Consider the following 20,784-nt stretch of genomic DNA (forward strand, 5'->3'; position numbering starts at 1 on the left):
GCGCGGGTGTCGTAGGCGGGATCTAGACTGTCCCCGTGACTTCGGCGACCGGCAAAAAAGGCTTCACCCATCTCCATGTGCACACCGAGTACTCCATGCTGGACGGTGCCGCCCGCCTGGGCGACCTCTTCGAGGAGTGCCACCGGCTGGGCATGGACTCTCTGGCCACCACGGACCACGGGTTCGTGTTCGGGGCCTTCGACTTCTGGAACAAGGCCCGGGCGGCCGGGATCAAGCCGATCATCGGCGTCGAGGCGTACCTGACGCCCGGCACGGCACGGCAGGACCGCACGCGCGTGAAATTCGCGGACGGCGGCCGCGACGACGTCTCCGGTGCCGGTGCCTACACCCACATGACGCTGCTCGCGGAGACGAGCGAGGGCATGCAGAACCTCTTCCGCGCCTCCACCAAGGCGTCCCTGGAGGGCCAGCTCTACAAGCCGCGCATGGACCGCGAGCTGCTGCACCAGTACGGCAAGGGGCTGATCGCCACCACCGGGTGCCCCTCCGGCGAGGTGCAGACCCGCCTGCGCCTGGGCCAGTACGACGAGGCGGTCAAGGCCGCCGCGGAGTTCCGGGACATCTTCGGCGCGGAGAACTACTACTGCGAGCTCATGGACCACGGGCTCGGCATCGAGAAGCGCGTCACCGGGGACCTGATCCGCCTCGCCAAGGACCTCAACCTGCCGCTCGTGGCCACCAACGACCTCCACTACACGCACGCGGAGGACGCCAAGTCCCACGCGGCGCTGCTGTGCGTGCAGTCCGGCTCCACGCTGCAGGACCCCAAGCGCTTCAAGTTCGACGCGGACGAGTTCTACCTCAAGTCCCCGGAGCAGATGCGTGAGATCTTCCGGGACTTCCCGGAGGCGTGCGACAACACCCTGGACATCGCCGAGCGCTGCGAGGTGGACTTCGACACCGAGGCCAACTACATGCCGCGCTTCCCCACCCCGGAGGGGGAGGACGAGACCTCCTGGTTCATCAAGGAGGTCGAGAAGGGGCTGCACTACCGCTTCCCGGGCGGCATCCCGGACGACGTCCGCGAGCAGGCGGAGTACGAGAAGAAGATCATCATCCAGATGGGCTTCCCCGGCTACTTCCTGGTGGTCGCGGACTTCATCAACTGGTCCAAGGACAACGGGATCCGCGTGGGTCCGGGGCGTGGTTCCGGTGCCGGTTCCATGGTCGCGTACGCCATGCGCATCACCGAGCTCAACCCGCTGGCCCACGGCCTGATCTTCGAGCGCTTCCTGAACCCGGACCGCGTGTCCATGCCGGACTTCGACGTCGACTTCGACGACCGCCGCCGCTCCGAGGTGATCCACTACGTCACGGAGAAGTACGGCGACGAGCGCGTGGCCATGATCGTCACGTACGGCACCATCAAGGCCAAGCAGGCGCTGAAGGACTCCTCGCGCGTGCTCGGCTACCCGTTCTCCATGGGGGAGCGGCTGACCAAGGCCATGCCGCCGGACGTCATGGGCAAGGGCATCTCCCTGCAGGACGTCTACGACAAGGACGCCAAGCGCTACGACGAGGCCGGGGAGCTGCGCGAGGTCCTCGAGGACGACCCCGAGTCCATGAAGGTCTTCGAGACCGCGCAGGGCCTCGAGGGGCTCAAGCGCCAGTGGGGCGTGCACGCCGCGGGCGTGATCATGTCCTCGGACCCGCTGATTGACATCATCCCGCTGATGCGCCGCGAGCAGGACGGGCAGGTCATCACCCAGTTCGACTACCCCACGTGCGAGGGGCTCGGGCTGATCAAGATGGACTTCCTGGGGCTGCGCAACCTCACGATCATCTCGGACGCGCTGGAGAACATCACGCTGAACCGGGACGGTTTCGTGCTGGACCTCGAGCACCTGCCGATCGACGACGCCGGGTCCTACGAGCTGCTCGCCCGCGGGGACACGCTCGGCGTGTTCCAGCTGGACGGCGGTCCCATGCGCCAGCTGCTCAAGCTGATGCGTCCCGACAACTTCGAGGACATCTCCGCGACCATCGCGCTGTACCGCCCGGGGCCCATGGGCGCGAACTCGCACACGAACTACGCGCTGCGCAAGAACGGCGCGCAGGAGATCACGCCCATCCACCCGGAGCTCGCGGAACCGCTGGCGGAGATCCTGGGCACCACCTACGGCCTGATCGTCTACCAGGAGCAGGTGATGGCGATCGCCCAGAAGGTTGCCGGCTACTCCCTGGGCCAGGCGGACATCCTGCGCCGTGCCATGGGCAAGAAGAAGAAGGCGGAGCTGGACAAGCAGTACCAGGGCTTCCACCAGGGCATGGTCGACCGCGGCTACTCCGAGGCCGCGATCAAGGCCCTGTGGGACATCCTGCTGCCGTTCTCCGACTACGCGTTCAACAAGGCGCACTCCGCCGCGTACGGGCTGGTCTCCTACTGGACGGCGTACCTCAAGGCGCACTACCCGGCCGAGTACATGGCCGCCCTGCTCACGTCCGTGGGCGACGACAAGGACAAGCTCGCCATGTACCTCACGGAGTGCCGCCACATGGGCATCACCGTGCTTCCGCCGGACGTCAACGAGTCCGAGCTGAACTTCACCCCTGTGGGCTCGGACATCCGCTTCGGCATGGGTGCGGTGCGCAACGTGGGCGCGAACGTGGTCCAGGCGATGGTGGGCGCCCGCAACGAGGAGGGCAAGTTCACCTCCTTCAACGACTTCCTGGCGAAGGTCCCGGCGGTGGTGTGCAACAAGCGCACCATCGAGTCGATGATCAAGGCCGGTGCGTTCGACCAGCTGGGCCACACGCGGCGCAGCCTGGTGATGTGCCACGAGCAGGCGGTCGAGGACGTCGTCGCCCAGAAGAAGAAGGAGGACAACGGCGAGTTCACGTTCGACATCTTCGCGATGGGCGGCTCGGACGACGCCGAGCAGGAGACCTTCTCCGTGGAGGTTCCGGACGTCCCCGAGTGGGAGCGCAAGGACCTGCTGGCCTTCGAGCGCGAGATGCTCGGCCTCTACGTCTCGGACCACCCGCTGCGGGGTCTCGACGACGCCCTGGGCCAGTACACGGACACGGCCATCGCGCCGCTGCTCACCGAGGAGAACACCCGGCCCGACGGCGCCGTGGTCACCATCGGCGGCATGATCACCTCCCTGTCGCGACGGATCGCGAAGAGCTCGGGCAACGCGTACGCCCGCGTGGAGCTCGAGGACCGGTCGGGGTCCATCGAGGTGATGTTCTTCGGCAAGGCGTACGCACCGATCGCCGGGGTGCTCACCGAGGACCTGATCTGCGTGATCAAGGGCCGCATGCAGCGCCGCGACGACGGCTCCATCTCGATCTCCGCGCAGGAGCTCACGGTTCCGGAGCTGAGCGTGGACGGCTCCTCGGGGCCGGTGTGCGTGGCACTGCCCGAGCACCGGGCCACGGAGGCGACCATCCGCCTGATCGGCGAGGTGCTGCGCAATCACAAGGGGGACTCGGAGGTGCGCATCCACCTGGACACCCGACGTGCCGTGCAGGTCATGCGGCTGGGTCCGGAGTACCGCGTGAACCCCTCGCCGGCGCTGTTCGGGGACCTGAAGGTGCTGCTGGGTCCTGCCTGCCTGGAGGCCTGAGCGGGGAGCTGCCCCTCGCTTCGGCGTGCCGCCGCGCGTGCGGGGCACGTCGGCTGTGCGACGCGGCGAGCTGCGGCGCGGCGCTTCGCGTGGAATGCTCTGCGTGCCGCAGCCTGCGGCCGCGCGGTGCGATTGACGCGCGATTGTAGACTGAAAACGTGACTGAGCAACCCCTGATCCCGGAATCCACGGACGCACCCGGCTCGTACCTGCGCGTCATCGACCTGCGCGGAACGCACCTGGGCTGGAGCGAGCTGCGGGCTGCGGTCCCGCGCCAGACGGCGTCGTCGGTCGTGGACGCCGAGGACACCGTCCGTGCGATCATCGCCGACGTGCGCGAGCGTGGTCCGGAAGCGCTGCGAGAGCTGGCCCTGCGCTTCGACGGCGTGGCCCAGGAGCGCATCCGGGTGGCTCCGGAGGACATCGAGCGCGCGGTCGAGGCGCTGGATCCCGCCGTGCGGCACGGGCTGGAGACGGCCATCGAGCGCACGCGTGCCTTTGCGAAGGCCCAGCGCCCGGCGGACGTGACCGTGGAGGTTGCGCCGGGCGCCACCCTGCACCACCGGTGGACCCCGGTGCGGCGCGCGGGCCTCTACATCCCGGGCGGACTCGCTGTCTATCCGTCCTCGGTGGTGATGAACGTGGTTCCCGCGCAGGCGGCCGGCGTCGAGTCGGTCGTGCTGTGCTCCCCGCCGCAGAAGGAGTTCGGCGGCCTGCCGCACCCCGTGATCCTCGGTGCGGCCGGTCTGCTGGGTGTCGACGATGTCTGGGCCGTGGGCGGCGCGCAGTCCCTCGCGGCCATGGCGTACGGCGTCGCGGACGGCGAGGACGTCCTGGAACCGGTGAACACCGTCACGGGGCCGGGAAACATCTTCGTGGCGATGGCCAAGCGGCAGCTGCGTTCCGTGGTGGGCGTGGATGCGGAGGCCGGGACCACCGAGATCGCCGTGCTCGCGGACGACTCCGCAAACCCGCGCTACGTGGCCGCGGACCTGATCTCCCAGGCGGAGCACGACCCGGCCGCCGGTTCCGTGCTGATCACCGACTCCGAGCCGTTCGCTCGGTCGGTCGAGGAGCAGCTCGCGTGCCAGGTGCCCGAGGCCAAGCACCGGGAACGGATCACCGCCGCGCTGGGTGGTCCGCAGTCCGGCGTCGTGCTCACGGACGACCTCGATGCCTCGGTGGCCGTCGCGGACGCCTACGCCGCCGAGCACCTGGAGATCCACACGCGCGACGCGAGTGCCGTGGCGGCCCGGATCCGCAACGCCGGCGCGATCTTCGTGGGTCCGTTCAGCCCCGTGCCGCTCGGCGACTACGCCGCGGGCTCCAACCACGTGCTCCCCACCGGGGGCACGGCGGTGTTCAGCTCCGGTCTGCAGGCGGCGTCCTTCATGAAGGCCGTGCAGGTCATCGAGTACTCGCCCGAGGCGCTCGCGCAGCTGGAGGACGACATCGTGGCACTGGCCACGAGTGAGGACCTGCCCGCGCACGGCCGCGCGGTCACGCTGCGGGGCGAGCAGCGCCCCTCCGACACCGTTGCGGGAGGCTGAACCGTGCACTGCCCGTTCTGCCGCCACAACGACTCGAAGGTCGTGGACTCCCGCACCTCCGACGACGGCACCTCCATCCGACGCCGCCGCCGCTGCACCGAGTGCGGCCGCCGCTTCTCCACGCTGGAGACCACGTCCATCTCCGTCATCAAACGCTCCGGTGTCACCGAGCCGTTCGACCGGCAGAAGATCGTCAACGGTGTGCGCAAGGCGTGCCAGGGGCGACCCGTGAGCGAGGACGACCTCGCCATGCTTGCTCAGGAGGTCGAGGAGTCCATCCGGGCCTCGGGTAGCGCAGAGGTCGAGGCGCACGACGTGGGCCTGGCCATCCTGCCGCCCCTGCGCCGCCTGGACGTCGTGGCCTACCTGCGCTTCGCGTCGGTCTACCAGGCGTTCGAGGACCTCGAGGACTTCGAGCGCGCGATCGACGTGCTGAGGGACCAGCAGGCCGAGCTGGCCGGGCAGCAGACGCTCGTGCCGCCGGCGTCCCAGCCCTCCGGTGCCGCTGCCGCACGACGCCGTCCGGCCCGCCGGGCTGCCCAACCCGCGGATCCCGTCGCCGCGGCGGAGACGACGAACGGTGCGAGCGGTGAGGAGGCTTCCGAGAAGAAGCCGGCCGAGCCGCGTCGTCGTCGGGCGAAGAAGAGCCAGGAGTCGGTGACGCAGCCCCGTCTGCTCTGAGGGGAGCGCTTTCCCCGTCACTGCGGGTCATACGCGGGGAGGGGGCAGCCACGGGGGCGCGCAGACTGTTAGCCTCGCCATGTGTCTATGAAGTGGAACACATCTGAGCAATCCACGGACGACTACGAGATCGTCCGCGCCACCGCCGAGGACGTCGGCGCCGCGTCAGAGGTGCTGGCACAGGCGTTCTCCGAGGACCCGCACGTCATCGGCATGCTGCCACGCGGGGACGTGTCCCGTGCCCTGCTGAGACTGTGGCGTCGCATCCTGAAGGAGACGCTCTCGGCAGGGGGCCACGCGTATCTGGCGAAGCGTCCCGGCCACCCCGAGATCCTGGGCGTCGCGCTGTGGGAGGCACCGGGCTACAAGGTGTCGCTGCGGCAGATGGCCCCGGGGTTGGCCTCCTACCTGGGGGTCTTCAAGCACCGCCTGCCGGACGCCGCGGTGAGCGAGTACCTCGCCCACGAGGCTCACCCGCACGGTCCTCACTGGTACCTGAAGGCGCTGGCGACGGCGCCGGAGGTGCGGGGAGAGGGCGTCGGCACGCGGTTGCTCGCCGAGCGGCTCCCGGTGATCGACGGCGAGCACGCGGAGGCCTACCTGGAGGCGTCCACGGAGTCGCTCGTGCCGTACTACTCACGCTTCGGGTTCGTCTCCCGCGGACCCGTTCCGTGCCGGGGAACCGTGCCGGCCGTGGGAATGCTGCGCCCCGCGGCGGCCTGAGCCGGGGGCGGCGCTGGGCGGGACATCCGGTGAGCGCCGCCGGGTGACTGTTCCTGCGGGCCGCCGGCGCTGCCCCCGGGACGCGCGCACGGTGAACCTTCCGGGCAGCGACCGGCCGTCGCGCGGCGACTGGTCGGCGCGCCCGGGCCACCGTGGCCCGGGCAGGCGCGGGGCCCGCCACGCGAACCAGACCTCCACCGCGGCCGCGACGACGGCGAGCGGCGCGCAGAGCACGGACCAGTGGAAACCGGTCACGGCCATCTGGTCCGCGAAGGCAGAGGACGACGGGCAGCAGCGCGGTGACGGGACCGGGGAGAAGAGCAGTGGGCCCTGCCGGGATCGAACCGACGACATCTACGGTGTAAACGTAGCGCTCTACCAGCTGAGCTAAAGGCCCGGGAATCGGGTGGGCACGACTGGACCAGCTGCCAGCACCCGATGGACCCAGCCTACCGGCGGCACCGGACGGCACCCAATCCGGCGTCACCGTCCCGGGGTGATCTTCGGCACCGGCTGCCCATGCCGCCAGAGTTGACACCTCGGGGATCCCATGCGTTAGGCTGTATGCGTTGTCGAGATCAACACATCAGGGGACGCTGGTGCGCTGGCTCGCCTTCGGGCGTGACAGATACGGCGGTTCGATTCCGTCGGTCTCCACCACACACCGGAACCCCCGGGAGTTGCGGCTCCTGGGGGTTCCGTGCATTCGCCAGTGGCTGATGACACCCCGGCCGGCTGCGTCGAGTCGGAGGGGGTGGCTAGGCTAGGACGCATGGCAGCAGAAAAGAAAGCAGACATCGGTGTCACCGGCCTGGCCGTGATGGGCGCCAACCTGGCCCGCAACTTCGCACACCACGGCTACACCGTGGCGCTGCACAACCGCTCGGTGGGCAAGACGGACGCGCTGCTCGCAGAGCACGGGTCCGAGGGCGACTTCGTCCGCACCGAGACCATGCAGGAGCTCGTGGACTCCCTCGAGAAGCCCCGCCGCGTGATGATCATGGTCAAGGCGGGTGCGCCCGTGGACTCCGTGATCGAGCAGCTCGTGCCCCTCATGGACGAGGGCGACATCATCATCGACGGCGGCAACTCCTACTTCCAGGACACGCGGCGCCGCGAGCGTGAGCTGGCCGAGAAGGGCCTGCACTTCGTGGGTGTGGGCGTCTCCGGCGGCGAGGAGGGTGCGCTCAACGGCCCGTCCATCATGCCCGGCGGCTCCGAGGAGTCCTACGCGACCCTCGGCCCCATGCTCGAGGACATCTCCGCGAAGGCCAAGGACGGCGCACCCTGCTGCGCGTGGATCAGCACGGACGGTGCCGGCCACTTCGTGAAGATGGTGCACAACGGCATCGAGTACGCGGACATGCAGGTCATCGGCGAGGCCCACGAGCTGCTGCGTTCCGTGGCCGGGCTGGAGCCCGCGGAGCAGGCGGACGTGTTCGACGAGTGGAACAAGACCGAGCTGTCCTCCTACCTGATCGAGATCACCGCCCAGGTGCTGCGCCAGGTGGACCCGAAGACGGGCAAGCCCTTCATCGACATCGTGGCGGACGCCGCGGGCCAGAAGGGCACCGGCCGCTGGACCGTGCAGGAGGCCCTGGAACTGGGTTCCCCGGTCACCGCCATCGCGGAGTCCGTGTTCGCCCGTGCACTGTCCTCCTCCGAGCCCGAGATGCGCAGGGAGGCGCAGGAGGTCCTGCCCGCCGGCATCGGCGGCACCACCGAGGACGTCGTGAAGGACCCCGGCTTCGTGGAGGACGTCCGCAAGGCGCTTTACGCCTCGAAGCTCGTGGCCTACGCACAGGGCCTGGACATGCTGACCATGGCCGGGCGCGAGTACGGCTGGACGCTGGACCTCGCCACGATCGCGAGCCTGTGGCGCAACGGCTGCATCATCCGCGCCGAGCTGCTCAACGTGATCATGAAGGCCTACGAGGGGGACAAGGCTCCGCTGAACCTGCTGTTCGCACCCGAGTTCGTGAAGTCCATCGAGGACGCCCTCCCGGCATGGCGTCGTGTGGTCGCCCGCGCCGTGGAGCGCGGCATCCCCGCCCCGGTGTTCTCCTCGGCGCTCGCGTACTACGACGGCCTGCGCCGCCCGCGCCTGAACGCCGCGCTCACCCAGGGCCTGCGCGACTACTTCGGTGCGCACACCTACAAGCGCATCGACGACCCCGAGTCCAGCTTCCACGTCCTGTGGAGCGGTGACCGCTCGGAGGTCGTGTCCTGATCCCACGGATCGGCGTGTCCGCGTGAGGAGAGCGGGCGGTTCCCCGGGGGGAGCCGCCCGCTCTTCGTCGTTGCGGGGGGTGTTCTCGGACCACGACGACGCCGCGTGGCCCCTCGGCACGGCGGGGAACCGCGGCGTCGTCGTGCTGCTGCGCAGCGCTGCCGTGTTCCGGTCAGATCCACATGGCGGGATCGATGTACGTGGCCGGGTCCACGAGCGGTTCCTGCTTCTCCGGGGTCCTGCGCCGGACCTTGCCGGGAATGCCCGTGACGATCGAGTCCTCCGGAACGTCCTTGACGACCACGGCGTTGGCGCCCACCGAGGAGTCGTGCCCCACGGTGAGCGGGCCCAGGACCTTGGCCCCGGCGCCGATGGTGACCCGGTCCCCGATGGTGGGGTGGCGCTTCACGGGTTCGAGGGAGCGGCCACCCAGGGTCACTCCGTGGTAGATCATCACGTCGTCACCGATCTCCGCGGTCTCGCCGATCACCACGCCCATGCCGTGGTCGATGAAGAAGCGCCGCCCGATCGTGGCGCCCGGGTGGATCTCCACTCCCGTGGCGAAGCGGGCGAGCTGCGAGACCGTGCGGGCCAGGAGGCGACGGTCCGGGTCCTGCCACAGCCGGTGGGAGAGCCGGTGCGCCCAGATGGCGTGCAGCCCCGAGTAGTTCAGGACGATCTCCACCGCGGAGCGGGCGGCGGGATCGTGGGTGCGGGCCGTGTCGATGTCCTCGCGGAGTCGGCGCCAGAAGCTCACGTGGGTTTCCTCTTCTGTGGTGGGCCGGTGGACCGGTCCATTGTCCCAGGTCGTGGAGGGGCAGTGGCCGGGGCACACCGGGGAAGGCCCGGGGGGTGCGCCCGCAGGGTCCGTGACGAACGGGTGCCCGGGTGCGCGTCGCTGTCGACGCGCCCCCGGGCACCCACGGTGTCAGGCGTGCGCTCGGATCAGCCGCGGATGTCCTCGTAGAGGACCGTGGAGACGTAGCGCTCGCCGAAGTCGCACACCACGGCGACGATCAGCTTGTCACGGTTCTCCTCCTTGGCCGCCTCCTGCAGGGCGGCCCACACGATGGCACCGGAGGAGATGCCGCCGAGGATGCCCTCCTGGGAACCGAGCTCGCGGGCGACACGCACGGAGTCCTCCACGGTGACGTCGTAGACCTCGTCGTAGACGTCCCGGTCCAGGACGTCCGGGACGAAGTTGGCGCCCAGGCCCTGGATCTTGTGCGGGCCGGCCTTTCCCTCCGTGAGCAGCGGGGAGTCGGAGGGCTCCACCGCGATCATGCGGACGTCAGGCTTCTGCTCGCGCAGGTACTTGCCCACGCCGGAGATCGTGCCGCCGGTGCCGATGCCCGCCACGAACACGTCCACGGCGCCGTCGGTGTCCTCCCAGATCTCGGGTCCGGTGGTCTCGTAGTGCACCTCGGGGTTGGCCGGGTTGGCGAACTGGCTCGCGAGCACCGCGTTCTCAGCGGTGTCCACGATCTCCTGGGCCTTGTCCACCGCCCCGCGCATGCCGTCGGCACCCGGGGTCAGGACGATCTCGGCGCCGTAGGCACGCAGCATCACGCGGCGCTCGGTGGACATCGTCTCGGGCATGGTCAGGATGACCTTGTAGCCGCGGGCCGCGCCGACCATGGCCAGGGCGATGCCCGTGTTGCCGGAGGTGCCCTCCACGATGGTGCCGCCGGGCTTGAGCTGGCCGGAGGCCTCCGCGGCGTCGACGATGGCCTTGCCGATGCGGTCCTTCACGGAGTTCGCCGGATTGTAGAACTCGAGCTTGACCGCCACGTTGCCGGGCAGGCCCTCGTCCAGGCTGTTCAGGCGGACCAGGGGGGTGTGCCCCACGATCTCGGTGACGTCGCTGTAGATCTTGCCCATGAATGCTCTCCTGTTCGATCGTTCGGCAGCGTCGCGGCGCGGACCGGGGGCTGCTCACAGTCTTCTTCAGCGTAGGCGGTGCCGTGGGGGCCCGGTCAGTCCGTGAGCCACATGGCGTAACGTTTCCGGACCTTCGCGAGCTTGGGGTTGATGATCACCTGGCAGTAGCCGTTGAAGGGCTGGTTGTTGTAGAAGTCCTGGTGGAAGTGCTCGGCCTCGTGCACGGGTCCCAGGGGCTCCACGGTCGTGACCACGGGGTCCTCGAAGAGCTTCTGGGCGCGGGCGATCGCCGCCTCGAACTCCTGGCGCTGCTCCTCGTCGGCGGGGAACATCGCGGAGCGGTACTGCGTGCCCACGTCGTAGCCCTGCCGGTTCAGCGTGGTGGGATCGTGACCGGTGAAGAAGAGGTCTAGGATCACGTCCGCGGGAACCACGGCGGGGTCGAAGGTGACCTCCACGGCCTCGGCGTGGCCGGTGGTCCCGCTGCACACGCTCTCGTAGTCGGGGTGCTCGGTCTGGCCTCCGGTGTAGACGCTGCGCACGCCCAGCACGCCGCGCACCCTGCGGTAGACGGCGTCGAGGCACCAGAAGCAGCCACCGGCCAGCACGAACGTCTGCGGTGTCGATGAAGTCATGTCCTGTACAACGTGCCTCCGCGCGGAAGATTCCCGGACCGCTGCGTGGCGGTCCTCATAGGATGGAGCGCATGAGCACCGAACAGCACGCCCGCGGTCCGCACCCCACCGTCCAGGACGTGGTCGACGCCGCGGACTCCCTGTGGCCGTTCCGGCTCCAGGAGTCGTGGGACGCCTCCGGTCTGGTGACGGGCCGCCCGGGGCGGACGGTCACGCACATCCACTTCGCAGTGGACCCGGTGGACGCCGTGGTGCGGGAGGCCCTGGACTCCGGTGCGGACATGCTGCTCACCCACCACCCCCTGCTGCTGCGCGGGGTGACATCCGTGACCGCAGGCGGCTTTAAAGGGAAGGCGATCCACGACCTGATCGAGAACTCGTGCGCGCTGCTGTGCTGCCACACGAACGCGGATGCCGCGCGCCGCGGCGTCTCGGACGCCCTGATCGCGGCGTGCGGCGTGAATCCCGACGACGCCGCCCCGCTGGTTCCGGACGATGCGGACCCCCGCACGGGGCTGGGCCGCGTGGGCACCCTGGACGAGGCCGTGACCCTCCGGGAGCTGGCCGAGCGGCTGGCCGCGCGCATTCCCCAGGGCGTGCAGGGTCTGCGGGTGGCCGGTGATTCCCACAGGCCAGTCAGCACCGTGGCCGTGTGCGGCGGGTCGGGAGACTCCCTCTTCGACGAGGTCCGCGCCCACGGGGCGGACGTCTACGTGACGGCGGACCTGCGCCACCACCCGGCCTCGGAGGCCCGTGAGCGTGCCCTGGGCCCCGGGGGGCACGGCAGCCCCGCCCTGATCGACGCGACACACTGGGGCAGCGAGGCCGCCTGGCTGCCGTGGGCCGCCGAGGACCTGCAGCGTGCACTCGCCGCGCGCGGGTTCCACGTGGAGACCAGCGTGAGCGAACTGCGCACGGACCCGTGGGACTTCCGGGTCGAGGCGCCGCAGGACTGAACCGCAGCACCCGCACGTCGTCGTCGATCCCGAGGAGCACACCATGTCACCGTCCCGATCCTCCCTGCCCGGCCTGCTGGAGCTGCAGGGCGTGGACTCCCGCCTGCTCACCACGGTCAACCGTGCACGGCAGCTGCAGACCGCTGAGTCCGTGGCCGCGCTGCTGCAGCGCCGTGCCCAGGCCGTCGCGGCCTCGCGCGAGCTGGACGCCGTCGTCACCGCGGCCGAGGAGGGCGTGACCGCGGCGGAGGCGAAGGTCGAGGAGATCCGCGCGAAGATCACCCGGGACGAGACGCGGTTGAACGCGGGCGGGACGTCCAAGGAGCTGATGGGGATCCAGCACCAGATCGCCACGCTCGTGGCCCAGCGGGACGCCGCCGAGGAGGCGCAGCTCGCCGCGATGGACCGCGCGGAGGAAGCGGCCGCGGACCGGCAGCGGAAGCTGCCCCTGCTGCGTGCCGCGGACGCGGAGGCGCGCACGGCTGTTGCGGAGCGGGACGCGGAGCTCGCCGAGCTGAAGACCGAGCACGAGCGGCTGAGCGCCGAACGGGCCCGGCTGGCGGCGTCGTTCCCGGACCCCGCCCTGCTCGCCCGCTACGACGAGCTGCGCACCGCACGAGGTGGAGGGCGGATTGCCGTGGCCCGCTACGAGAACGGCACCTGCGGGGCGTGCGGCACGCGCCTGAGTCCGGCGGACGCCGCGACCCTCGAGGCCACCCCGGAGGCCGTGGTCCCGCAGTGCCCCGAGTGCTCGGTCATGCTCGTGCTCTGACCACCCGCCCCGCGCGGTAGGATCGGGGTGGACAGGTGGGCCGGGCGACCGCGCGGCGTCGTCGTCAGACGCGTCTCGAGGAAAGTCCGGGCTCCACAGGGCAGGACGGTGGGTAACGCCCACTCGGGGAAACCCGCAGGACAGTGCCACAGAAAACAGACCGCCCGCCACGAGCGGGTCAGGGTGAAAAGGTGGTGTAAGAGACCACCAGCACGCCGGGTGACCGGCGTGGCTCGGTAAACCCCGTCCGGAGCAAGGCCATGCAGGGCGCGTTCGAGGGCTGCCCGCCCGAGCGTCCGGGTAGGCTGCTCGAGCCGTGCGGCAACGCACGGCCTAGATGGATGGTCGTCACCGCGGTGCGGGCAACCGGCCGCGGCACAGAACCCGGCTCACAGGCCCACCTGTCCACCACACTCAGCCTCCGCGCGCATTGGCGAGGTCCTCTCGAGTGCCAGCACCCTCACCCCCAGGAGACCCCGTGAACCGTCGTGCCCGGGCTCTTGCCGTTCCCTTCGCGCTCGCCGCGCTCGCCCTGACGGGGTGCGGGGGCGGCAACGATGCGCAGAACACCGCATCTCCGTCCGCGAGCATGTCGACGAGCAGCGCGCCGAGCCGCACCGCCACGGCGTCGAGCACTCCCGAAGCTTCTGCGGCGAACACGGCTGAGTCCTCCGAGACGAGCGCTCCCGAGGAGGCCAAGACCCAGGCCGCGGCACCCGCGGGAGACGGCGAGGTCCAGCAGGTCTTCCAGACCGGTGGGCAGTGCATCGCGGACGTGTGGAGCTCCTCGCTGCCCTACACCGATGCGCTGCACCAGCAGGTCATCGACTTCTGCTCCTCCCACCAGCCCGGGGACTGGAGCCACGGATACGATCCGATGGACCCGAAGAACATGGGCGGGGGCCAGTCTGAGACTGACGAGTCCGGGTACCAGAAGCCCGACGCTGACGAGAGCGGATACGTGGGGCCGGCCAAGGAGTACTACGGCTACACCGGGTACGTGGCTCCGGGCTTCGAGTACCAGGTGGGTTCGAAGTGCTTCGATGCATCCCTGGGCCGCTGCAAGACCAGCGGCGAGATCCAGACGGAGAACCTCGGCAAGTAGGTCGTCCCTCATCCGACGGCGGGCTGGAGCCCTTGCTGTCCACCTACACTCGTGGGGTGCTGATTCTCCTGCCGCCCTCCGAGTCGAAGACCGTTCCCGCCACGGGTGCGCCGCTCGACCTCGCCGCCCTGGACCTGCCCGCGCTGACGCCGGACCGCCAGGATCTCGCGGACCTGCTCGCGGAGGTGAGCGCACGGCCCGATGCACTCGACGTGCTGGGCGTGGGGCCCTCACTGGCCGACGACGTCGCCCGCAACCGTTCGCTGCGCACCGCACCGGCGGGGCCGGCGCTGCAGATCTACTCCGGGGTGCTCTACGACGCCCTGGACGCGGACAGCCTCTCCGACGCCGCGCGGCGCGTCGCAGACGAGTCTCTTCTCGTGATCTCCGCGCTGTGGGGTGCGGTGCGCCCGACCGACAGGATTCCCGCCTACCGGCTGTCCATGGGCTCCACACTTCCGGGTGTCGGCAAGATGAGCACATGGTGGAAGCCGCGCCTCACGCCCGTGCTGGACGAGCTCGCGGCGGAGGAGATCGTGGTGGACTGCCGGTCCTCGGCGTACGCCGCCGCCTGGAAGGCGCCCGCCCCGCGGACCGTGACCGTGCGCGTGGAGCAGCAGCGGGCTGACGGGAAGCGAACGGTGGTCTCCCACCACGCCAAGCACACCCGCGGACTGGTGGCGCACGACCTGTGCGAGGCCCGGGCCGCAGGGGCTGCGCTCGACACGGTCGAACGGGTCCTGGATGCACTGGCCGAGCGGTGGACCGTCGAGCTGAAGGAACCCACCAGCCGGGCCGCCGGCGTCCTGACGGTCGTTCTTGCGCCGGCCCACGACTAGAGGTCGAGGACTGGCCGGGACCGCGCTCTCGTGATGATCGACCCGCGGCGGGAGCGAGATGTTGGCTCAGTGCCCGAACGGGTCCTCGTCCACGCCCGGCAGCCAGGACGAGTCCGTGCCCCACTGCTCCTTGGCGATGGCCTTGCGCGCCTTCTTCGTCCACTTGGGATTGAGACGGTCCACGTAGAGCTTGCCGTCCAGGTGGTCGTACTCGTGCTGCATCACGCGTGCGAACCAGCCGGTGGCCTCGAACGCCACCGGATCGCCGTTGCCGTCCTGACCGGCGATCCGGATCCAGCCCGCGCGCTTGAGAGGCCAGGCCTGGCTGGGCACGGAGAGGCAGCCCTCCGACTCCTCATCCGGGTCCGGTGCCTTCTCGGAGATCTTGCCCGTGGTGAGCACGGGGTTCACGAGCGTGCCGCGCGGGGCCACGCCGTCCTCGTTCTCGAAGATGTAGGTGAAGATCCGCAGTCCCACACCGATCTGCGGTGCCGCGAGTCCCACGCCGTGCGAGGCGTCCATGGTCTCGTGCATGTCCGCGATCAGTTCGCGCAGCGAGTCGTCGAACTTCGTGACCCTCGCGGCCGGGCGGTGCAGCACGGGGTTGCCGGTGATCACAATGGGACGGATGCTCATGCGGGGGTACCTCGGGTCTGCGGGAGGGGTCTTCGTGCGGGGTGTGCGGGCGACGCGTCGGGTCCGACGCTGTGCCGCGGCCGCGCGGTGCGTCCGCACGACCGCAGGACAATATATCCTGTCCCGATCATCAGCAGGGTGTGTATCGTCGTCACCGTTCCGCCCACCACCGTCGTCCGTCGAGCGCAGGAGGTTCCACCGAGTGAGGGTCGCGTCCCTGCCCCACGGTCACGTGTACGTCCGCCACCTCAGTGACCCCGCCGGAGACCACGGCGTCCACCGGCTGGCGGACCCGGTGCCGGAGCATCCCGTTCCGGGTGCGCCGTGGTGGCCGCTCGTGATGCTCGACGCCGCGTGGGTGCGTGAGCACGCGGACGAGTTCGACGTCTACCACCTTCACTTCGGATTCGACCAGACCCCGCCGGAGCAGCTGCGGGAGATCGTGGCCACCCTGCACGAGCTGGGCAAGGGCTTCGTCTACACGGTCCACGACCTGCGCAACCCCCACCAGCCGGATCCCACCATCCAGGACGCCGCGCTGGACGTCCTCGTCCCCGGGGCGGACGAGCTGATTACGCTCACTGGGGGCGCCGCGCGGGAGATCGAGCGCCGGTGGGGCAGCAGTGCGACGGTCATCCCGCACCCGCACCTGCTGCCCCTGGACCGGTGGCGCGGGCACCCTCCCGTCGGGGAGATTCCCATGGTGGGGCTGCACCTGAAGAGCATGCGGCCCAACATGAACCCGCTGCCTGTCGCCCGGCTCCTGATGACCCGCGCGGCACTGGGGGAGATCCATCTGGTCCTGGACGCCCACCCGGACGTCGTGACCCCGGGCGAGCGCCACTTCGACGCACGGGTTGCGGATCTCCTCGCCGAGGCCGAGCAGACGCCGAACGTGCGGGTGCACGTCCACGAAATCTACGACAACGCCGAGCTGGAGGACTACCTGCGAGGTCTCGACCTCTCCGTGCTCACCTACGGCTTCGGCACGCACTCCGGGTGGCTGGAGCTGTGCCACGACCTGGGCACCCACGTGCTCGCGCCCACGGTGGGCTTCTACCACGACCAGCACCCCGGGGTCCTCGCCTTCGACTGGGAGGGCTCCGGGGAACCGAACCGGGCCCAGGTCCTGGCGGCGCTCGCGGGCCTTCCGGGACGCCGGCCGTGGCAGGCCAGCGCGCAGGTGCGCACCGGGCAGCGACGCCGCATTGCCGCCGCCCACGCGGAGGTGTACCGGCGCGCGGCGGGTGCCGCGGCGTCGTCGGCGCGGGAGGGCGTCCCGGACGGGGCCCGGAAGCCGTGCACGCGGACCGGGGGCGGGCGCACGGTCGCCGGTCGGGGAACCACCGAGGGCGGGGCGTCGCATGAAGGTCGCGCTGCTCGCGCACGACCGGTTCCCCATCGCCCCACCCTTCTCGGGCGGCCTGGAGTCCTTCACATGGCACCTGGCGCGGGGGCTGAAGCGGCGGGGGATCGACGTCGTGGTCTTCGCGGCTCCGGGTTCCGATCCGTCCCTGGGCGTGGAGGAGCTGGACGTCGAGCCGCTGGTGCTCAGTGACGCCGCCCGCAGCGACGTCTCGATGCCGCCGGAGGCCCAGGTGCGGGAGACGTTCTCCTACCTGCAGGTGATGCGGGCGTTCGCCGTGCGCCCGGACATCGACGTGGTGCACAACAACACGCTGCACTACCTGCCCGTCGTGATGTCCTCGGCCATCCCGCAGCCGCTGGTCACGACCCTGCACACCCCCGTGACCCCGTGGCTCGAACCGGCCCTGCGGCTGAACCCTGCGGCGCACACCGTGGCCGTGAGCGACTCCGTGGCACAGCTGTGGAGCACGCTGACGCCGGCCCGGGTGATCCGCAACGGCGTGGACGCCCTGGAGTGGAGCCCGGGTCCGGGCGGGGACAGCCTGGTGTGGTCGGGTCGGATCGTGCCGGAGAAGGCGCCGCACGTGGCCGCGCTGATCGCGCTGCGTGCCGGGTGGAAGCTGCGCATCGCCGGCCCGGTCTCGGACCGGCACTACTACGAGACCCGGCTCGCCCCGCTGCTCGGCGAGCAGGTCACCCACGTGGGCCACCTGGGGACGCGCGCCCTGCGCACCCTCGTGGGGCAGAGCGCGGCGTGCCTCGTGACGCCCGCGTGGGAGGAGCCCTACGGTCTGGTGGCGGCCGAGGCCATGGCCTGTGGCACTCCCGTGCTCGCGGTCGCACGCGGCGGGCTCAGCGAGGTGGTCCGGGCACCCGGCGGGCTGACGAGCCAGCCGGGCGCGGACGAGGCCGCAACCGTCGCTGGGGCCACGCGCCTGCTGCCGAGCGTGGTGGCGATGGACCGCGAGCGCGTGCGGTCCTACGCGCTGGAGACCTGTTCCCTGACCGCCACGGTGGACGCGTACGTGGCCCTCTACCAGGAGTTGATGCGATCGTGATCGGCTACTACGTCCACCACCACGGGCTGGGGCACCGCAACCGTGCCACCCAGATCGCCCGCGAGCTCGATGTGCCCGTGACGGGATTCAGCAGCCTGGAGCGGCCGGAGGGATGGCCGGGGGACTGGGTCCAGCTGCCCCCGGACGTGACCTCCGAGCCGGTGGACCCGACCGCGAACGGCGTGCTGCACTGGGCGCCGCTGGGGCACCCCGGCTACCGCGAGCGCATGGGGATCATGGCGGGGCACCTGCGGCGGAGCCTGGACCTGATGGTCACGGACACCTCCGCGGAGGTGACGCTGCTGGCGCGCCTGATGGGCGTCCCCACCGTGGTCATGGCGATGCGCGGGGACCGCACGGACCGGACGCACCGCGCCGCGTACGACGCCGCCACCGCTCTGATCGCGCCGTGGTCGCGGCAGACCGCGGAACCGTACTGGCCCGAGGCGTGGAACCGGAAGACCACGTTCACCGGAGCCATTTCGCGCTTCGACGCCCCGGGCGGCGCCCGGCCGGAACCCGCCGCACCTCGGCCGGCGCGGGACGCCGCGGATACCGCCTCACCTGATCGCTCGGTGCTCGTCGTGTGGGGCCGCGGCGGCACCGTGGTGGGGGAGGACGACGTCGACGCCGCCCGGGCGGCCACTCCCGGCTGGTCCTGGACCGTGCGCACCCCGGACGCACCCTCACCGGACCTGTGGCGCGAGATCACCGAGGCCACCGTGGTCGTCTCCCACGGCGGGAACAACGCGGTGGCGGAGCTCTCCGCGGCCGGCGCGCACGCGGTCGTCGTCGCGCAGCCGCGGCCCCACGAGGAGCAGGCGTACACGGTGGCCGCCCTGGACCGTGCGGGCATCTGCGTAGGGCTGCAGGAGTGGCCCGAGCCCACAGCGTGGCCCGCGCTGCTGGACCGTGCCCAGCTTCTCGGCGGCTCGCGCTGGGACGCGTGGCGCCACGGGGACGGTTCCCAGCGTGCCGCGCGTGCCCTGCGGGACATGGTGAGCGGGGGAGCGGCGTGAGCACGGCGCTCGTGACAATCGTGAGCGGGCGGCACACCCACCTGCGCAGGCAGCGGGAGTGGGTGGCCGTGCAGAGCGATCCGCCCCTGAGCCACGTGGTCGTGAGCATGGGCGACCCCCAGATCGAGGGTGTCCTCGCCCTGCACCCTGGGATCCCCACGGAGCTCGTGGCACTGCCCGCCGCGGCAGAGCTTCCCCTCGCGGCGGCGCGCAACGCGGGAGTGGCGCGCGCCGCCCACCTGGGCGCGGAGAGCGTCGTCCTGCTGGACGTGGACTGCCTCCCGCACCGGGACGTCCTGCGCGACTACCGGGGTGCCCTCGTGCGCCTGACCGGCCGCCGCGCCGTCGTGAGCGGACGCGTGCGGTACCTCCCCGAGGGGATGACGGAGGGCGACTACACCGCGGACGGTGTCGCCCGGCTGGGCCGCGACCACGCGGCGCGCGTCCTGCCGCCACCGGGGGAGCTGCGGGAGGCGGATCCCAGGATGCTGTGGTCGCTGTCCATGGCCACGACCGTGCAGACGTGGGACGCCGCGGGCGGCTTCGACGAGCGCTACGTGGGCTACGGGGGCGAGGACACCGACTTCGGCCAGCGTCTCGCGGCGGCGGGTGGAGGCCTCTGGTGGCTCGGCGGAGCCACGGTCCACCACCAGTACCACCCCACGCAGTCCCCGCCGGTGCAGCACGCGGCGGCGATCGCCCGCAACGCGAACCTCTTCCGGGCCACCTGGGGTTTCGACCCCATGGAGGGATGGTTGCACGCCCTGGAGGAGCGCGGTGTGCTGGCGCGGGACGGGGCGCAGTGGCATCTTGTCGAACCGCGTTCGAACAGTGGTTCGTAACCTTACTACTATGCTCGGGTGGTGATTTCGCGCTCCCCTGACATCTCTCTCGCTCTCGTCAACGACTATCCGGTCGTCGTCGAGGGCCTCGCCCGCATGTTCGAGGGCCACCCCCGGCTGAGGGTCGTCGAGCTCGACTCCGGGCACCGGCTCGAGTATCCAGCGGACGTGGTCCTCTACGACGCCTTCGCGGCGACGGACCGGGGGCGCGACGACGTCCGTCGGCTGCTCGCGAATCCCGCCTGCGGCAAGGTGGTCATGTACACCTGGCACGTGGGCGTCACGCAGGCGGAGGAGGCCCTCGGTTTGGGCATGCACGGCTGCCTCTCCAAAGAACTGGCCGCGGACGAGCTCGCGGACTCGCTCGTGCGGGTGCACGAGGGGGAGGTGGTGGTCAGCCCCGAGCTGCCGCGTCAGGAGATCAAGGTCCCGGACTGGCCCGGCCGCCCCGAGGGGCTCTCCGCGCGCGAGGCCGAGGTGATCGCCCTGATCACCCGGGGACTGACCAACGACGAGATCGCCCGCACGTGCTACCTCAGCATCAACTCGGTGAAGTCCTACATCCGTTCCGCGTACCGCAAGATGGGCGTGGAGCGGCGCAGCCAGGCGGTGCTGTGGGGTGTCGACCACGGCATGGATCCACGCGGCCAGGAGGATCGTTCCGTCAGCTCCTGACGAACGCCGCCTCCGCACCCGCCCGGGTGGGGGACAAGCCCCGGTGCGAGGAGCACAATGGGGGCATGACCGAGGACAAGTACGCAGCAGACAAGAAGGCCCAGGAACTCGCCGGTGAACAGGGCGGTTTCCCCGAGCAGGAGCAGACCCCTCCGGGGCTCTCCACGGATCTGACGCCCTTCCCGGACCACGGTGAGGAGAACTGGGTGGGCCGCGGCCGCCTG

General features: G+C 70.6%; 16 protein-coding genes, 2 tRNA genes, 1 other RNA gene and 1 pseudogene. 15 read left to right on the forward strand and 5 right to left on the reverse strand.

Features of this window, described 5'->3' with window-relative positions:
• The first annotated feature begins 95 nt into the window (after nucleotides 1-95).
• The 4 genes and pseudogenes from dnaE (at nucleotide 96) to KVA01_RS06975 (ending at nucleotide 6,544) form a co-directional block, all read left to right on the forward strand.
• Nucleotides 96-3,590: a DNA polymerase III subunit alpha gene (dnaE, locus tag KVA01_RS06960; protein WP_233438798.1), complete on the forward strand. Its 3,495-nt coding sequence runs from the start codon at nucleotides 96-98 to the stop codon at nucleotides 3,588-3,590.
• Nucleotides 3,591-3,748: 158 nt separating this feature from the next.
• Nucleotides 3,749-5,140: a histidinol dehydrogenase gene (gene hisD, locus KVA01_RS06965; protein WP_068468909.1), complete on the forward strand. Its 1,392-nt coding sequence runs from the start codon at nucleotides 3,749-3,751 to the stop codon at nucleotides 5,138-5,140.
• Nucleotides 5,141-5,143: 3 nt separating this feature from the next.
• A pseudogene (nrdR, locus tag KVA01_RS06970) lies at nucleotides 5,144-5,617 on the forward strand (transcriptional regulator NrdR); the annotation flags it as partial.
• Between the two features lie 291 nt (nucleotides 5,618-5,908).
• Nucleotides 5,909-6,544: a GNAT family N-acetyltransferase gene (locus KVA01_RS06975; protein WP_068468913.1), complete on the forward strand. Its 636-nt coding sequence runs from the start codon at nucleotides 5,909-5,911 to the stop codon at nucleotides 6,542-6,544.
• Nucleotides 6,545-6,868: 324 nt separating this feature from the next.
• Here the strand turns inward: KVA01_RS06975 and KVA01_RS06980 are convergent.
• Nucleotides 6,869-6,941 (reverse strand) — tRNA-Val (locus tag KVA01_RS06980).
• A 192-nt stretch (nucleotides 6,942-7,133) separates the two neighbouring features.
• Between KVA01_RS06980 and KVA01_RS12590 the strand changes: the two genes are divergently transcribed.
• Both KVA01_RS12590 and gnd read left to right on the forward strand, forming a co-directional pair.
• Nucleotides 7,134-7,204 (forward strand) — tRNA-OTHER (locus tag KVA01_RS12590).
• 112 nt (nucleotides 7,205-7,316) lie between these two features.
• Nucleotides 7,317-8,774, forward strand: coding sequence for an NADP-dependent phosphogluconate dehydrogenase (gene gnd, locus KVA01_RS06985; protein WP_068468915.1), 1,458 nt, complete (start codon nucleotides 7,317-7,319; stop codon nucleotides 8,772-8,774).
• 172 nt (nucleotides 8,775-8,946) lie between these two features.
• Here the strand turns inward: gnd and epsC are convergent, their stop codons facing one another.
• The 3 genes from epsC to msrA form a co-directional block, all read right to left on the reverse strand.
• The gene (epsC, locus tag KVA01_RS06990) at nucleotides 8,947-9,531 is read right to left on the reverse strand and encodes a serine O-acetyltransferase EpsC (RefSeq protein WP_068468917.1); all 585 of its coding nucleotides are present in this window, start codon (nucleotides 9,529-9,531) and stop codon (nucleotides 8,947-8,949) included.
• Nucleotides 9,532-9,719: 188 nt separating this feature from the next.
• The gene (gene cysK / locus KVA01_RS06995) at nucleotides 9,720-10,655 is read right to left on the reverse strand and encodes a cysteine synthase A (protein WP_068468919.1); all 936 of its coding nucleotides are present in this window, start codon (nucleotides 10,653-10,655) and stop codon (nucleotides 9,720-9,722) included.
• A 95-nt stretch (nucleotides 10,656-10,750) separates the two neighbouring features.
• Nucleotides 10,751-11,290, reverse strand: coding sequence for a peptide-methionine (S)-S-oxide reductase MsrA (msrA, locus tag KVA01_RS07000; RefSeq protein ID WP_068468922.1), 540 nt, complete (start codon nucleotides 11,288-11,290; stop codon nucleotides 10,751-10,753).
• A gap of 71 nt (nucleotides 11,291-11,361) precedes the next feature.
• On the opposite strand from msrA, the gene KVA01_RS07005 reads away from it, so the two are divergent.
• From KVA01_RS07005 to KVA01_RS07025, 5 genes are all read left to right on the forward strand, one after another.
• Nucleotides 11,362-12,246, forward strand: a complete 885-nt coding sequence (locus tag KVA01_RS07005) for a Nif3-like dinuclear metal center hexameric protein (protein WP_068468924.1) — start codon at nucleotides 11,362-11,364, stop codon at nucleotides 12,244-12,246.
• Between the two features lie 43 nt (nucleotides 12,247-12,289).
• Nucleotides 12,290-13,018, forward strand: coding sequence for a zinc ribbon domain-containing protein (locus KVA01_RS07010; RefSeq protein ID WP_068468926.1), 729 nt, complete (start codon nucleotides 12,290-12,292; stop codon nucleotides 13,016-13,018).
• Nucleotides 13,019-13,050: 32 nt separating this feature from the next.
• Nucleotides 13,051-13,426, forward strand: an RNA gene (rnpB, locus tag KVA01_RS07015) — RNase P RNA component class A.
• A 70-nt stretch (nucleotides 13,427-13,496) separates the two neighbouring features.
• Nucleotides 13,497-14,123 (forward strand): hypothetical protein, encoded by a 627-nt coding sequence (locus KVA01_RS07020; RefSeq protein WP_068468929.1) that lies wholly within the window; start codon nucleotides 13,497-13,499, stop codon nucleotides 14,121-14,123.
• A 56-nt stretch (nucleotides 14,124-14,179) separates the two neighbouring features.
• Nucleotides 14,180-14,962, forward strand: a complete 783-nt coding sequence (locus KVA01_RS07025) for a YaaA family protein (protein ID WP_068468951.1) — start codon at nucleotides 14,180-14,182, stop codon at nucleotides 14,960-14,962.
• A gap of 66 nt (nucleotides 14,963-15,028) precedes the next feature.
• Here the strand turns inward: KVA01_RS07025 and def are convergent, their stop codons facing one another.
• Nucleotides 15,029-15,598, reverse strand: coding sequence for a peptide deformylase (gene def / locus KVA01_RS07030; RefSeq protein ID WP_068468931.1), 570 nt, complete (start codon nucleotides 15,596-15,598; stop codon nucleotides 15,029-15,031).
• Between the two features lie 1,364 nt (nucleotides 15,599-16,962).
• On the opposite strand from def, the gene KVA01_RS07040 reads away from it, so the two are divergent.
• The 4 genes from KVA01_RS07040 to KVA01_RS07055 are packed head-to-tail and all read left to right on the forward strand — an operon-like array spanning nucleotide 16,963 to nucleotide 20,560.
• Entirely contained in the window at nucleotides 16,963-18,024 is a 1,062-nt protein-coding gene (locus tag KVA01_RS07040) for a glycosyltransferase (RefSeq protein ID WP_068468933.1), read from the forward strand.
• Entirely contained in the window at nucleotides 18,021-19,043 is a 1,023-nt protein-coding gene (locus KVA01_RS07045; RefSeq protein ID WP_068468935.1) for a glycosyltransferase, read from the forward strand. Before KVA01_RS07040 ends, KVA01_RS07045 begins: the two co-directional genes overlap by 4 nt.
• Nucleotides 19,040-19,885 carry a glycosyltransferase family 2 protein gene (locus KVA01_RS07050; RefSeq protein WP_068468936.1) on the forward strand — a complete coding sequence of 282 codons (846 nt, stop codon included), beginning with the start codon at nucleotides 19,040-19,042 and terminating at the stop codon, nucleotides 19,883-19,885. Before KVA01_RS07045 ends, KVA01_RS07050 begins: the two co-directional genes overlap by 4 nt.
• A 21-nt stretch (nucleotides 19,886-19,906) precedes the next feature.
• Nucleotides 19,907-20,560 (forward strand): response regulator transcription factor, encoded by a 654-nt coding sequence (locus KVA01_RS07055; protein WP_068468956.1) that lies wholly within the window; start codon nucleotides 19,907-19,909, stop codon nucleotides 20,558-20,560.
• The last annotated feature ends 224 nt before the right edge of the window (nucleotides 20,561-20,784 follow it).

This window comes from Kocuria varians, assembly GCF_006539885.1.
Lineage (GTDB): Bacteria > Actinomycetota > Actinomycetes > Actinomycetales > Micrococcaceae > Kocuria > Kocuria varians.

Coding starts and splice junctions, on each gene's coding strand:
- cysK (WP_068468919.1), bottom strand. CDS start 10,655: ATGGGCAAGATCTACAGCGACGTCACCGAGATCGTGGGGCACACCCCC.
- KVA01_RS07005 (WP_068468924.1), top strand. CDS start 11,362: ATGAGCACCGAACAGCACGCCCGCGGTCCGCACCCCACCGTCCAGGAC.
- dnaE (WP_233438798.1), top strand. CDS start 96: ATGCTGGACGGTGCCGCCCGCCTGGGCGACCTCTTCGAGGAGTGCCAC.
- KVA01_RS07040 (WP_068468933.1), top strand. CDS start 16,963: ATGAAGGTCGCGCTGCTCGCGCACGACCGGTTCCCCATCGCCCCACCC.
- msrA (WP_068468922.1), bottom strand. CDS start 11,290: ATGACTTCATCGACACCGCAGACGTTCGTGCTGGCCGGTGGCTGCTTC.
- gnd (WP_068468915.1), top strand. CDS start 7,317: ATGGCAGCAGAAAAGAAAGCAGACATCGGTGTCACCGGCCTGGCCGTG.
- KVA01_RS06975 (WP_068468913.1), top strand. CDS start 5,909: ATGAAGTGGAACACATCTGAGCAATCCACGGACGACTACGAGATCGTC.
- def (WP_068468931.1), bottom strand. CDS start 15,598: ATGAGCATCCGTCCCATTGTGATCACCGGCAACCCCGTGCTGCACCGC.
- KVA01_RS07010 (WP_068468926.1), top strand. CDS start 12,290: ATGTCACCGTCCCGATCCTCCCTGCCCGGCCTGCTGGAGCTGCAGGGC.